The 13,228-nt window shown below is 66.1% G+C and carries 10 protein-coding genes; 6 read left to right on the forward strand and 4 right to left on the reverse strand.

What is annotated here, in order from left to right; all coding sequences use genetic code 11:
- Positions 1-16: 16 nt before the first annotated feature.
- The gene (locus VT84_RS40315) at positions 17-2,221 is read left to right on the forward strand and encodes a GDSL-type esterase/lipase family protein (protein ID WP_082841919.1); all 2,205 of its coding nucleotides are present in this window, start codon (positions 17-19) and stop codon (positions 2,219-2,221) included.
- Positions 2,222-2,697: 476 nt separating this feature from the next.
- On the forward strand, positions 2,698-4,368 hold the full coding sequence (locus VT84_RS28755) for a chemotaxis protein CheX (RefSeq protein WP_082841920.1): 1,671 nt from the start codon (positions 2,698-2,700) through the stop codon (positions 4,366-4,368).
- 230 nt (positions 4,369-4,598) lie between these two features.
- On the opposite strand, the gene VT84_RS28760 is transcribed toward VT84_RS28755, so the two are convergent.
- On the reverse strand, positions 4,599-5,417 hold the full coding sequence (locus VT84_RS28760; RefSeq protein ID WP_052556331.1) for a TIGR02452 family protein: 819 nt from the start codon (positions 5,415-5,417) through the stop codon (positions 4,599-4,601).
- Positions 5,418-5,607: 190 nt separating this feature from the next.
- On the opposite strand from VT84_RS28760, the gene VT84_RS28765 reads away from it, so the two are divergent.
- Together VT84_RS28765 and VT84_RS28770 are read left to right on the forward strand one after the other, a co-directional pair.
- Entirely contained in the window at positions 5,608-6,078 is a 471-nt protein-coding gene (locus tag VT84_RS28765; protein WP_052556333.1) for an RNA polymerase sigma factor, read from the forward strand.
- A gap of 333 nt (positions 6,079-6,411) precedes the next feature.
- Positions 6,412-7,311, forward strand: coding sequence for a hypothetical protein (locus tag VT84_RS28770; protein ID WP_082841921.1), 900 nt, complete (start codon positions 6,412-6,414; stop codon positions 7,309-7,311).
- A 212-nt stretch (positions 7,312-7,523) separates the two neighbouring features.
- Here VT84_RS28770 and VT84_RS28775 read toward each other — a convergent pair whose 3' ends face one another.
- Both VT84_RS28775 and VT84_RS28780 read right to left on the reverse strand, forming a co-directional pair.
- Complete coding sequence (locus VT84_RS28775) at positions 7,524-9,680, reverse strand: hypothetical protein (RefSeq protein WP_082841922.1); 2,157 nt, start codon at positions 9,678-9,680, stop codon at positions 7,524-7,526.
- 147 nt (positions 9,681-9,827) lie between these two features.
- Positions 9,828-10,112 carry a hypothetical protein gene (locus VT84_RS28780; protein WP_052556340.1) on the reverse strand — a complete coding sequence of 95 codons (285 nt, stop codon included), beginning with the start codon at positions 10,110-10,112 and terminating at the stop codon, positions 9,828-9,830.
- A gap of 492 nt (positions 10,113-10,604) precedes the next feature.
- On the opposite strand from VT84_RS28780, the gene VT84_RS28785 reads away from it, so the two are divergent.
- Together VT84_RS28785 and VT84_RS40320 are read left to right on the forward strand one after the other, a co-directional pair.
- Positions 10,605-11,393 (forward strand): MBL fold metallo-hydrolase, encoded by a 789-nt coding sequence (locus VT84_RS28785; protein ID WP_082841923.1) that lies wholly within the window; start codon positions 10,605-10,607, stop codon positions 11,391-11,393.
- Positions 11,390-12,283, forward strand: coding sequence for a GNAT family N-acetyltransferase (locus VT84_RS40320; RefSeq protein WP_204249660.1), 894 nt, complete (start codon positions 11,390-11,392; stop codon positions 12,281-12,283). The genes VT84_RS28785 and VT84_RS40320 overlap by 4 nt, the downstream gene beginning before the upstream one ends.
- Before the next feature lie 15 nt (positions 12,284-12,298).
- Here VT84_RS40320 and VT84_RS28800 read toward each other — a convergent pair whose 3' ends face one another.
- Positions 12,299-13,177 (reverse strand): alpha/beta hydrolase, encoded by an 879-nt coding sequence (locus VT84_RS28800; RefSeq protein ID WP_052556345.1) that lies wholly within the window; start codon positions 13,175-13,177, stop codon positions 12,299-12,301.
- Positions 13,178-13,228 lie beyond the last annotated feature (51 nt).

Here is a 13,228-nt window from a genome sequence, read left to right on the forward strand (position 1 = left end):
TCGGGAGGATTCGTCCATGAGTCGAGCGACCGTGACGTGCTGCGGTGTGACCTGGCTCCTTGTCATCGCGAGCGTGCCGGAACTCCGCGCCCAGAAACCGCCGTATGACGTGTTCCCACCGGCCGCGGCGCCGTACTACCGCGTGCGCTACGAGGCCTCGAACGAGCCGGGCGCGCTCGCGTTCGCGGTCAACTACACGGTCTGGGTTCCGCCGGGTGCCAAGGCCCTGCGCGGGGTCATCGTCCACCAGCACGGGTGCGGCGAGGGGTCGTGCAAGTCGGGGCTGACGGGCGCCTACGACCTGCACTGGCAGGCGCTGGCGCGGAAGCACGACTGCGCGCTGCTGTCTCCGTCCTACGAGCAGCCGGAGAAGGCCGACTGCCAGATGTGGTGTGACCCGCGCAACGGTTCCGACGCCGCGTTCCAGAAGTGCCTCGTCGATCTCGGCGCGAAATCGGGCCACCCCGAGCTGGCCAAGGTGCCGTGGGCCCTGTGGGGGCACAGCGGGGGCGGTCACTGGGCGGGGGGAATGGTGCTCTTGCACCCGGACCGCGTCGCAGCGGCGTGGTTGCGCTCGGGCGTTCCGCTCCTGAAGGCGGACCCGCAGCGCGCCGGGATCAAGGCCCACACCCTCTCGGACGGCGCACTCAAAGTACCGGTGATGTGCAACCTGGGCACCAAGGAGGGCGTGACCGTCAAGGACAAGCCGTTCGCCGGCGTCTGGCCCGCCAACGAACTGTTCTTCAATGAGGTGCGTGGTAAGGGCGGGCTCATCGGCGTGGCGGTCGATCCGCTGTCGAGTCACGACTGTGGGAACCAGCGGTACCTGGCCGTCCCCTGGCTCGACGCCTGCCTGAGCGCGCGCCTGCCAGACGTCGCCGGTGATCCGCTCCGGGCAATGCAAGCGGACAAGGCGTGGCTCGCCCCGGTCCTCGGCGGGGACGCGACACCGGCCGCGAAATATGTCGGCGATTCCCTCAAGGCCGCGTGGCTCCCGAACGAACCGGTGGCGAAGGCGTGGGTCGAATACGTGAAGGACACGAAGGTCACCGACACCACCCCGCCGCCCGCGCCGACGAACGTGCGCGTGCGGGGCAACAAGCTGACCTGGGACGCCGAGGCCGATCTCGAAAGCGGGCTCGCGGGTTTCGTCATCGAGCGCGACGGCGCGTTCCTCGCGAACGTACCCGACTCGGGCAAGAACCCGTTCGGCCGACCGATCTTCCAGAATCTGCAGTACAGCGACACACCCACACAGCCGCTCGTGCCGATGCAGTTCACGGACACGACGGCCGGGGCCGGCAAGAAGCACACCTATCGCGTCACCGCCGTGAACACGGTCGGATTGAAGTCGAAGCCCAGCGCGGACGCGGCGCCAGCGCAGGATGTGGACGCCATCGCCGGCAAACGGATCGTGTTCCTCGGGGACAGCATCACGCAGTCCGGCGGGTACGTCGCGTTCGCCACGTACTACCTCGAAAAGCGGTACCCGAAGAAGGACTTCGACGTCCTCGGTCTCGGGCTGGCGAGCGAAACATTGTCGGGACTGAGTGAGGACGGGCACGCGGGCGGCCAGTTCCCCCGCCCGTGCCTGTTCGAGCGCATCGGGCGCGTGCTGGAGAAGGCCCGGCCGGAGATCGTGTTCGCGTGCTACGGGATGAACGACGGCATCTACCTCCCGCTCGACAAGGACCGGTTCGCCGCGTTCCAGAAGGGGGTTACGAAGCTGATCGAGCAGTGCCAGGGGGCCGGCGTGAAGCGCATCTTCCTGGTCACGCCGCCGATTTACGATCTGGTGTCCAAGAAGGACGAATTCAACTATGACGCGGTCCTCACCGAGTACGCGAAGTGGGAGATGAGTTTGAAGGTTCCCGGTGTGACGGTGATCGATCTGCACACCGCGATGCGGAAGGCCCGCGACGGACGCACCGAGCCGTTCTCGAAGGACCGGGTTCACCCCGGTGACGACGGGCACCTGGTGATCGCGAAGTCGATCCTCGCTGCACTCGGCGTCGAGGTGCCCGACGAGACGGTCGCGGCGATCAAGGCCGACCCGTTGTTCGAGTTGGTGGAGCAGAAGCGCGGGACACGGTCGGCCGCGTGGATGAAGCACGTCGGGTACACGCGCGAGAGGACCGTGAAACCGGAACCGCTCGGGACCGCCGAGGCGGACGCGGCGAAGCTCCAGGAGCAGATCGACGCGCTCCGGCGCCGGAACTAACCCCCGTGCCCTTCGGCGTTCAGCCCGGAGCGAGCGACACGCACACGGCCCGCTTATCGTTTGGCCTTTCCCAGGTTTGGTGGAGCCCAAGTTAACGGTGTAAACCGCGCGTTGCGGCGCAAGAACGCGCGGGTCACCGGACCCTTGTGATTGGGGCCACCGTCTCACACCACGAGCACCTTCCCCGAGAGTGCGCGCAATAGGCCACCGACGAGAGTCACGAGGCCGCGGATGGTTAGTCGCGAGCAGTGCCTCTCGAATTCGTCCCCTTTCAGGCCGCATGCGCTGCCAAGTGGCGGTCGAATCCACGTCCGCACCGTCAGGATCTCTCCCTCCGCCGCCACCGATTTCAAGAACCGCGCGGCTCCGCGCCGAGCAGATTTGTTCGCCGAGACCTCAAATGGCAAATCGGGCCGTGAATGACCGATAATGGATAGCCGACTTTTTCAGGCGCGCTTTTGAGTACGGGATCGCTCATGGCTCTGAATACGCTCCCCTCCGCTATCAACAAGGCCGTGGAGGAATCGGTCGCGGTCTTCTTCACGGGTTCTTGTGGGTTGACGATCGTTCCGGGGGCGCACGAGGGCGCCCCGCCCCCGGGGATCATGAGTACCATCTCGTTCCGCGGCGACGGGCACTGGTACTTCGCGCTGGCGCTCTGCGAGGACGAGGCGGTCACGATCGCGCGGGCGTTCGCCGGGTTCGATATCCCGTTCGACAGCCCGGACATGGGCGACGTCGTGGGGGAAATGGTCAACGTGATCGCCGGGGACATTAGCGCGCGTCTGGGGAAAGTGGGGATCGCCGCGCAGATGTCCCTGCCCACGACGGTGCGCGCGGGCAGCGCACCGATCCCGGTTCCGCCCGATGCCCCGGTCGCACGGCTCACGTTCTCCGGCCCCACGGGCGCCTGCTGGCTCAACCTCGTCGGCCCACAAGAGGTCTCGGAGAGGGCCACCGCAGACGCGGCCCCGGATCGCGCCGAGGTGGCCGAACTACCTCCGTCCGGCGGCCCCCCGCCCCAAGAGAGTGCGCCGGCCGCGTGCGAAGAGACGGTCGCGCCCTCGGTGTTCGGCGCCTGGCCCGCGGAAGAAGCCGAACCCGAGCGGGAACTCGCCGAGCCGGGGGCGGCGGGAACAACTTCGCAAGTGCCCGATGAGGGCCCCCTTGCCGCTCCGACCGACCGACCGACCGGGCCGGTTCGCGCGTCGGGGCGCCGGCTCCTGTGCCTGGCGCTCGTGTGCGCCTGCGGGGGCGGCGGCGGCCTGGCCGGTGTGCTCGTGACGCGGGCCCGGCAGACACCGGACGAGCCCGCGCCCCCTGCGGGCCACGCGAGTAAGCCGAGCAGCAAACCGAAGAGCCCGGTCCCGCACATCGACGCTCTGATCCGCGGTGGGCGGTTCGCCGAGGGGCTCCGGGAGTGCCTCGGCGCGCCCCGAAACGGGACCGGCGCGAGTGAAACCGCTCTCGCCCTCCGCGAGGGCCTGTGCCTTGAGGGAACGGGGCTCTGGTGGGAGGCCTCAAGTGCGTACCAGAAAGCGGAGGACGACCCGAATGTGGCGGTCACAATGGTCGCGCTGCTCGGCCGGGCCCGCTGCGCCGCTCAACAGGGCTCGTACACGCTGGCCCGTGCGCTGACGAGACGTGTGGTCTTCCGGTCCGGGCACCCGGGCTGTCGCGAGTTGGGGGTCCGAGAGGAAGCCCAGTACCTGCGGTCGAAGATCGACGCCCTGGAATCCGGGGGCGCCCCGTTCCAATCGAACGAGCCGCCCCTGTCCGCGGGCGCGAGTACCGGCCTCGACTGGCTGGACCGCGCCCCCGTGGAGCCGGCTCCCGCGCCGGACCGCGATGTGTTAGAAGTCCACCGCGCCTTCGGGGGCTCGGGAAACCTCCGAGTAACCGTGCGCGTCCCCCCGCGCCCGGCGCGCGCGGTCCTGCGCGCGCTCGGCGCGACCGCGGGGTGGGAATTGCGAGCAAGCGACGCGGTCCTCGCGCTCCTGGGGGCGCCGGTCGGGCCCCTCGAAGTTGAGCACGTGCCCGTGTCCGAGTTACTCAACGTGCTGACGGAGGGCACCGGTGTCGGTTGGGCGCTCCAATCGGACGTACTCCTTCTCACCCAGCAGAGCCGGGGCGACGCGCCACCCTAAAATAGCACTTCAAAAGAACCGGCGGGTACCCGCGAGAAGGCTCTCCGCCCCTGCGGTGCAAGGGCTTCGAGTCGCGCGCGGTGGTGCCCCGGCTCCCTGGTACCCGGCGGCACCCGATTCTTTGTTGGCCCAGCCACATGGCGCGCCGTTCGGCGCCGCACAGAAAGCACCACGAGTACCACCGCCCACGGTGTAGAACGCCCTCCCGCGCGGTTCCACGCACCACCCAACTACGCGCGCTGGCACAACTGCTCGAACGGGCGGATCGTGGCCCCGTCGGACGACAGGACCGCGAACACGACTTTCGCAAAACAATCGGCGAACTTGCCGCGGAGCGCCTTCGCGAACAACTCGGCGATCAGTTCCGGGTCGTTCTTGAACACCCCACAGCCCCACGCACCGAGTACCGCCGCGTCGTGCCCGTGCCCGGCCATGAGCGCGAGCACTTTGTCGACGCGCTCGCGCATCTCGTCGCGAACGAGAGCGCGTTCTTTGTCGCGGATCGCTCCGACGTTCACCGCGGGCGCCGCGGGCGCCGTCACGAACGCGCACAAGTATGGCTCGTCGAGAAGTTCGCCCTCGTCGTCCTTGAACACCGGCACCGCGGGCGAGTAGATCGCGTAGTTCGTGTAGAACCCGCCACCGAGGTGCGCGTGCGCCCGGTACATCGCGTTGCCGCTGATACAGGCATACAACCCGGACGCGCGACAGAGCGATTCTTCCTGCGCCCGCGCGCCACCGAGGAACCCGCCGCCCGGGTGCCGCGCCGAGGCGAAGTTCAGGGCGACCGGCCGAAACCCTCGGGCAACCAACTCCCGCGCTGCTTCGAGTGTAGTGCCGTTTACGGTCTCGACGATCGTGGGGCGCTCGGAAGGGGTGAATCGCGGTAAGCGTTCGTCCGGTGGGTACGTGAGCGTACTCTCTCGCGCGAACTCAACGAGGTGGCGAATGTGGACCGTTTCGTCCTTGCGGTTCGCGTATCGCCCGGCCGTGATGATATCGATCGTGTCGCGTGCGATCGCCGCCGCCCGGCTGCGTTTGGGATACATATGCACAACTCCGTGTGTGTCTGAACGACACGGAACGCGAGGAAAGGGTTCGGGCGAGGCAATGCCGAACCTCCGCGAGACCGCACTCAACCCCGCGGCGCCCTGTTGGGATGTTTTTTGTTTTTCTCGTTTCGGTTTTCGGCGCGCCAGTTGTCTTTGTAAGAGTGAAATGTGAACTAACGGAGAAGTTATGGGGCGCGATGTGCCGCGCGGGCTCGCTCACTACACCCGGGATATGGCCGGGTTGTGGCGCGCGGACGCGCGGACCGACCGCGAACGGCCCTCCGCGTTCGTGATTTGGGACGGCTCGGCGTTCGCGCCCCGGGTGGTCCGGCACGGTCAGACCGTGTGGTCCGCGTGCCGGCGCGTGCTGGGTAACGGCACAGACGCAGAGGACGCATTTCAAGCAGCGTTCATCGCGCTGGCGCGGAACGCCGCCCACGTGCGCTCGGCTTCCATATCGGGGTGGCTCCAGAAGATGTCCTACACCGTGGCCGTGAACGCGCACAAGACCGCGCACAGGCGCAACACGGTCGAGCGCCAGTTACTCGACCGGGCCAACCGTTCGGACGAGCAATTCCCCGATGAGGAGCTGCGCGCCGTTGTCGACGACGAAGTCGCCCGCCTCCCGGAACGGCTCCGGGTGCCACTCACGCTTTAATTACTTGAAAGGTAAGACGCAGGTCGAAATTGGCCGCATTCTCGGTGCCACCGATCGCGCCGCGGCGCACCAGCTCAAACAAGCACTGAAGTTGCTCCGCGATCGCCTTGTGGGTGCTTTCGGTTCCGGCGGAATACTTGCCGATATTTCAACGGTAGGCCCCGCCGGTCGGTGAAGTGCCGGGCGCCGGATACGTGTTTCATCGGCGCCTCAGCCCTCCGTGGCGTGCTGGTCTATCACGACCCGGCTCCTCCGCCTATCATCGCGGTGTCGGCCCGAGCAGGCCGAGCCATCATGATGTAGACGGGGTTGCCCGACGAGGTACGGGGCCGTATGGACGATCCGAACAACTCACCACCGGTGCCCGATCCCGCTTTGCAGCGCCCTTCGACCGGGGCCACGCTCTCGGCTCCGCTGCCGCGGATCTACTGCGTCACCGACCCCGCCGCCCGCATCGCGGCCGTCCTGGAGAAGTGCCCTCGGAAGTGGTGGCGCGTTGGCCGATGGGACTTGGTGACGGGTAGGTACGAAGGTGGTGCGTGGTTCCGGGGCACGCTGTACCCTCAGCGTTGCGACCTGTCACTCGGCGGCCAGTGGCTGTCGTACTTCGCGCTGAAGACCGACTCGGCGTGGCCGGCGGGGGAAACGTACAACGCGGTTTCGCGGTTACCCTGGCTGAAGGCCCTGGCAGCGTGGCGGGAGGCCGGGACGTGGAGCCGGGGGTACCATTTCGTGGCCGACACCAGTGTTTGGGACGTCGGTACCCCCACCGTCGGCGACGCGGCGGTTTGCAGGACGCTGCGCGGTATGGGGCGCACCGCACCAGCGCAGTTTGCAACAGAGCGCCGGCGGGGATGGCGAGAGGCGGCAGCGACCCGGGAGCGGGAGCCGGACGACGTGTGGGACGAGCGCCGGGAGGTAGTCATGGAGAAGGTCGCACCGGCCAGCCGCCACGTCGTACTCTCTGTGCGTGGTAAGTTCGAGGCGTTCCGGACGGCACCCGATTTGTGGCCCCCGCACCCCGCCCCGTATGCGCTGACCCGGAGCGGCCGTGTTGAGACTCTGACGGGCGTGCAGTGGGCCGATTGGACCTACGAGGGCCACTTGGCGACCGCGACGGGCCGGACGCTCCGAATCCTGGACACGCAGCGCGGTCGCGTGGTGAGTGAAACACGGCTGGCGGACGAGGAACCTCGGCCGGGTCCGGCGCCCGAGTGGGCCAACGAGTGGTAACGACGAATCACTCGAACAGATCCGAACCGTACTTCGCGGGCACTTATGGTGCGTTCGCCCTGTACACGGGAAGCCCCGCTCCCTCGCGGTCGCGGCCCGGTGGTCGCTATGCGGATCACAAAACGAGCACGCGCGGTTTGCCCAGAAAACTCCGGACGAACCGCGCGTGCTAACGACCGCGTGAAGGGTGTTCCGCTACCTCGGGCGCGGAATTACTTCTCGACGGCCGGCACGTCCTGGAAGACGGCCTCGCTGTGGGTGACAGTGACCCCGTTCTGGCGGTAGGTCACCGACCCGTACTTGCGGAAGATTTTCAGGGCGCCGATCACTTTCCGGGCCACCTCTTCGTTCTGTTTCGCGTCGCCCCCCGGCGCGGCCGCGCGGAGACCGAAATCGACCCACGGGGCGGCCGTGTCGACCATCCCGGCCCAGTTGAAGTAGAACGCCGAGTCCGCGGTCTTGCGCGCGAACGGCGCGAGCCCGGACGCGAGCGGCGTTTCGGTCAGGAGCCGGTCGGCGTGGCCGCGCGACAGGGCCAGAACCGCGACTTTGTCCGAGAGCCCGCCGGTCGGCTGGAACTGCTCGTCCACCCCCAACCCGGCCGGGATCGGATAGTGCGCGAAAGTTCGTCCCCCCTTGGTCTCGACCTTCGGCCGCGGGATTTCAAACTCCGGAATCGACCCCGGCGGCGCCAGTTCCCGCGCCTTGCCCAGCAGCTTGTTGGCGCCCGCGAGGTACCCTTCCAGGGCCTTTTCGAGCTTCTCCCGGTCGCTCACCCCGACTACGATGCCGAACTCCGGCAGGGGCATCGGCCGGTCGGTCGGCAGCGCGGCGTGCCACTGCTTGCTGGACCACTTGGCGTCGAGGACCACGGCCTCCTGCCCGTCCGCGAGCGCCGGCAGCCAGAGCCGCTCGGTCACGTCGCTCAACTCTTGCAGCACCGGGTAAATCTCCTGGCGCACCGACTTGATGATCGGCTCGGCGTCCGGCGCCTTGGCGATCGCGACCTTTTCGACGTGGCCCGCGATGATCTTGGCCCACTTGACCGCCGCCCGGTAGTCGTCGACCGTGGTGCCCGAGCGCCACACGGCCGCCATCAACGGGTCGCCACCGAGGTGGTTCAGCAGCGTGAGCGGGCGCGACTCGCCGGCCGCGGCGGGCGAGTAGTCGTGGGCGTAGGTCTCCCACCCGCGCGCGGTGCGGAAGCTGAACGAGGTCGCCGCGCCCGGCTTCGTGATGTCCTTGGCGATCGATTTCAGCAGCGCTTCGCCGTCTTTTTCGATCGCTTTCCGCACGTCGTCGGGCAGGTCCGCGTGTTCGAGCCCCGCCTTGAGCACGTCCCCGTAAGCCGTCACGTCTTCGGCGGTGACGCCGGTCGCGCGCCGGACCGCGGCGCTGGTGTAGCCGACGGCCGTCAGCGGCTTCCCGGCGAGTTCCGCCAGCGGCTTGAATTCCGGCAGCCCCGCGAGCTTGGGTCCGGGGCCGCCGAACTTGGCCAGTTGGTCGGTGGACGGGCCGACGGCGACCAGCAGGTAACCCTGGCGCACCCCGATGGAGACGGTCAGTTTCAGCCCCTTGAGGTGCTTGATAAGCGGGGCGAACTCGCCTTCCTTCTCCTCGAACATGGCGATCGGCACCTGGTCCCAGGGGATCAGCGACCCGTCGAGTTCGAGCACGAGGAACTCGTCCCCGTCCACCGTGGCGCGCTTCGACCGCCCTTTGAGGGGGGTGTCGGCGAGCGCCCCGGCGACGAGCGGGTCGAGCCGCTTCAACTGGGTTTTGACCTTGGCCGCGTCGCTCACCTTGAACCCGATCAGCAGCTCCGGAACCCGCACCCGCTCCGGGCGCTCGGCGAGCCCTTGGAGGACGATCCGAATACGGGCCGTGTTCGGGTCACCGCCTTGCCCCAACAGTTTCTGGAGAGCGGGGCCGTATCGCGCCCCGCCGGCGAGTTCCTGCCCCAAAGAGAGCAGGTCGCCCGTGCCGGCCCCGGTGGAGACGAAGACCTCGTGCGAGGCCGCGTCCAGCAAGAGCCCGAGCAGTTCGGCGTTGGCCGGCTCCGCCAGAAACGCCCGCAGCGCGGCCGCCTCGTTATTGCCCGGCTCGGAGAACTTCTCCATAGCCTTCTTGCGGAGGTCTTTCACGACCGGGTCGTTCCACAACTGCTGCCACGCGCGGCTGCGACCGAGCAGCTCGATCGTTTCGCCGAGCCGGAGGACCGAGTGGTAGGTCTCGGCGGTGGCAGGTACCTTGTGGAGTGCCGTGGTAGGGGCGGGGTCGGCGGCCCGCACCGGTCCCGTGGCGGCAACGGGGAGCGCGGCGGCGAGCGCGAAACAGAGCGGGATTCGGTAGCGCACGAAGGCGAACATTGTGAGGCCCCAAAACACGTCGGATTGGTACGGACCGGACGGGCGTCATTGTATCGGCCGACCGAGACGATCTCGTTCATAAAGTCCATTTTCTCTTCGGAGCGATCGACCGTGTGAACGACCGTGCCGCGTGCCCGCGTCAGATCTCTAAACGGTCGGCCGGAACGAGCACGTCGAGAGTGCTCCCGGGACCGATCGACGACCGAACCACACGGCCCGGACGGGCGACGCGCGTGCGCCGCTACCTAGAGGGGCGAATCGCTCCTCCGTGATCGCAACCGGCGTTTTGGCGGTGATGAATTCCCGCAGCGCGGGTGGCGTGTGTTTCAGATCGAACAACTTCAGGACGGCCGCTTCGATCATACCGTCCTGCTTCGGAACCGCGTCCCAAATGGACACCATCAACACGAGACATAGTTTCGCTACGGCCATGCCACCAGTCCCTCGCCGTCAGTGCGGGCGCCCAATTGATATATTTTTGAAAGATTGTTTAATCTCTCAATAAATAAATATACTGACAATTGAAAATATAAACAAATAAATATCACCACTGCTACGACTACTCGCCTTCGCGCTGAACGGGTTCCGAAAACAGATGCTCTGCCCATTTGAGCTGCGGGCGCAGGGCGCGGTTTGCGCCCTACGCAAATCAACTCGATTCGCTATGCTTTTATCGCGCATGCAGTTGTGAACAAATCTTGCTGTGTTGAATTGATGCGTTTGATTCTTGGTTTGGTGGCACAGACCTCTGATTTGTGGAGGCGCTCACACAGGCCAGAGGCCTGTGCCACGAACACAAAACGCAAGTTTTCAACACAGCAAACAAATCTGTCACCGATTCCCTCGACGGTTCTGAAAACCGGGATTCGCACGAAATTCGTTCCGCGGTCAGCGTATGATCCCCCTATCCGCGCGGACGACACCATGACGCGAATTCACCACCTGAATTGTGGCACGCTGCACGCCCCACCGAACCCGGCCGCGTCGTGTCACTGTTTGCTCCTGGAAGACACGAACGGGCTGGCGCTCGTGGATACGGGAATCGGCCTCGCTGATGTGCGAAAGCCGCTCGAACGAATCGGGCAACCGCTCATCGACATCGCCGGGTTCCAGTTTCACGAAGATCAAACGGCCATGCGCCGGGTCGAGGAACTCGGGTTCCGCCCGGTCGATGTTAAACACATTGTTGTGACGCATTGCGATCCGGATCACACCGGGGGACTGGCCGACTTTCCGCACGCGACCGTTCACGTCGCAGCGGAAGAACAAGCGAACGTGGAAACGGGCCACTGGCGCTACTTGCCCGCGCACTTCGCGCACGGCGTTCGGTGGCGCACTCACGCGCCGAGTTCGGACGTGTGGTTCGGTTTGGAAGCCCGGCGCCTGGACCTCGGGTTCGCGTCCGAAGTGCTACTCGTGCCGCTGTTCGGGCACACGCTCGGGCACTGCGGGGTCGCTGTGCGACAAGGCGAGCGCTGGCTACTGCACGTGGGCGATGCTTATTACCTGCGGGTCGAACTGGAACGCGACGACCACCCGGTATCGGCACTCACCACACAACGGGCGGACGATAACGCAAAGCGCGTCGCGAGTCTGGAACACCTCCGGCGGCTGGCACGCGATCACTTCCGCGACATCGATATGCTCGGTTACCACGACTTCGGCGAGTTTCCGCATTCACCCGAATCACCCGCTTCCCGAACAGCACCATGACGACAATCGTTCGCCCGGTTCGTGACACAGATCGGGCCGAGTGGCTGCGTATGCGGCACGCGCTCTGGCCGGAAGGAACGGCGGACGAACACGCTGCCGAGATCGCGGACTATTTAAGCGGCCGCCTCCCGACCGAGTCCGGGTTGCTTCTGGCGTCTGCGGTATTTGTGGCGGAACGAGCGAGCGACGGGTTGTGCGGGTTCCTGGAAGCGTCCATTCGGACGTGCGCGGAGGGGTGCGAAACCAATCGCGTGGGGTACGTTGAAGGCTGGTTCGTGGACCCGGATGCGCGCCGGCGCGGGATCGGGAAACAGCTCATTGCGGCGGCGGAAGAGTGGGCTGCCGGACGCGGGTGCCGGGAAATGGCATCGGACGCTTACGTCGAAAACACTGTCAGCCGCGACGCTCATCGCGCGCTCGGGTTCACCGAATCGTGCCGGCTGGCCCACTTCAGCAAAACATTAGCCGGCTCGACAAGCGCCGACCGCGCGATCGGTCACCGGCTCACGTTACTGACGGTTGCCGGGACGTTCGCAGTGTGCAAGTTGCCAGTCGGTTGTGCAATTCCGGCGTGGGTGACTGCCGCAGAGGGCTTGTTCTCGATTACCCGAACCGCGGCTGAGTTTTCTATCGTGCGTGCAGAGGATGCGGTGCCCGAGGACGTGCAGTGCGAGCGCGACTGGCGGTGCTTGCGGGTCGCGGGCGCGATGCCGTTCGCGCTGGTTGGTGTACTGGCCGCGCTCGCGGTTCCGCTCGCCCATGCTGGCATAAGCGTGTTCGCCGTTTCGACCTTCGATACCGATTACCTTCTGCTAAAAGCCCGTGACTTCGAGAACGCGGCCCGGACGTTGCAAGCGGCCGGACACGTTGTTGAAGTCGCGGGCGAGTAACTCATTCTCCGCGGTTTACTTGCAGTTCTTCTCCACGAACGCGCGGAACGACTTGTTCAGCGGGTCCGCGTCGTTCACGAACTGGATGATGATCGTGTAGTGATTGCGCTCCTTGCACTTGACGAGTTCGGTCGGGCTTTCGGCCTTCTTCAGTGCCGCGTGCATGTCTTCGGCCATCTTGTCGAGTTGCGGGAAGTCGTTGTCCGCATACGCGATGAAGAACGGCGGGTGCTTGCCGGCCGCGTGGGTCAGCGGGGACGCGAGTTTGCACACCTTCTCGTCCTTGCCAAACGGCCCGTCGAACACCCTTTCGCCCGCAATAATCCGGTACACACCACTCAACGACGCGACGCCCTTAATCTCTTTCGGGGAATGCTTTTCCGCCTTGAGGTACTGCTCGTCCGTCACGAGTAGCGACACGAGGTGCCCACCCGCGGAGTGTCCGCACAGGAAGAGTTGCTCCTGCTTGCCGCCGTACTTCGCGATGTTCTCGGCCGTCCATGCGAACGCCTTCGCCACGTCCTCGATGTGGCCCGGGTGCTGCACTTGGGGCGACAGGCGGTAGTTGCAGATCACGCACCCGATACCGTCGGCCGCGAGGGACTGACCGAGGGACGCATAGATGTTCTTGTTGCCGCTCTTCCAGCTCCCGCCGTGGACGAACAGCACGGTCGGGAAGTCCTTTTTGCCCTTCGGAACGTACACGTCGAGGACGTGTCGCGCCTTGTCTGCCCCTTTGTCCGTGCGGTACGCGATGTCGGCGTGCTTCTCGAACAGAGCCGATTTGTCGTCGGCCGGTGCGCTGACGCCCAGAGCCGCCAGCACCCACAGTACGTTCATCGCGCTCGCCTCGTCGTCGAGTAGGGAGTCCAACTGGTGGTAATTGTAGCGCACGATACCTCTCGGTGTGATGAAAGCTCACACCGAGATTAGATTCGCTCACCG

The organism is Gemmata sp. SH-PL17 (genome assembly GCF_001610855.1).
Lineage (GTDB): Bacteria > Planctomycetota > Planctomycetia > Gemmatales > Gemmataceae > Gemmata > Gemmata massiliana.

Bases quoted from the DNA above. Each gene is read 5' to 3' on its own strand.
- VT84_RS40315 (WP_082841919.1), top strand. From the start codon at position 17: ATGAGTCGAGCGACCGTGACGTGCTGCGGTGTGACCTGGCTCCTTGTC.
- VT84_RS28755 (WP_082841920.1), top strand. From the start codon at position 2,698: ATGGCTCTGAATACGCTCCCCTCCGCTATCAACAAGGCCGTGGAGGAA.
- VT84_RS28760 (WP_052556331.1), bottom strand. From the start codon at position 5,417: ATGTATCCCAAACGCAGCCGGGCGGCGGCGATCGCACGCGACACGATC.
- VT84_RS28765 (WP_052556333.1), top strand. From the start codon at position 5,608: ATGGGGCGCGATGTGCCGCGCGGGCTCGCTCACTACACCCGGGATATG.
- VT84_RS28770 (WP_082841921.1), top strand. From the start codon at position 6,412: ATGGACGATCCGAACAACTCACCACCGGTGCCCGATCCCGCTTTGCAG.
- VT84_RS28775 (WP_082841922.1), bottom strand. From the start codon at position 9,680: ATGTTCGCCTTCGTGCGCTACCGAATCCCGCTCTGTTTCGCGCTCGCC.
- VT84_RS28780 (WP_052556340.1), bottom strand. From the start codon at position 10,112: ATGGCCGTAGCGAAACTATGTCTCGTGTTGATGGTGTCCATTTGGGAC.
- VT84_RS28785 (WP_082841923.1), top strand. From the start codon at position 10,605: ATGACGCGAATTCACCACCTGAATTGTGGCACGCTGCACGCCCCACCG.
- VT84_RS40320 (WP_204249660.1), top strand. From the start codon at position 11,390: ATGACGACAATCGTTCGCCCGGTTCGTGACACAGATCGGGCCGAGTGG.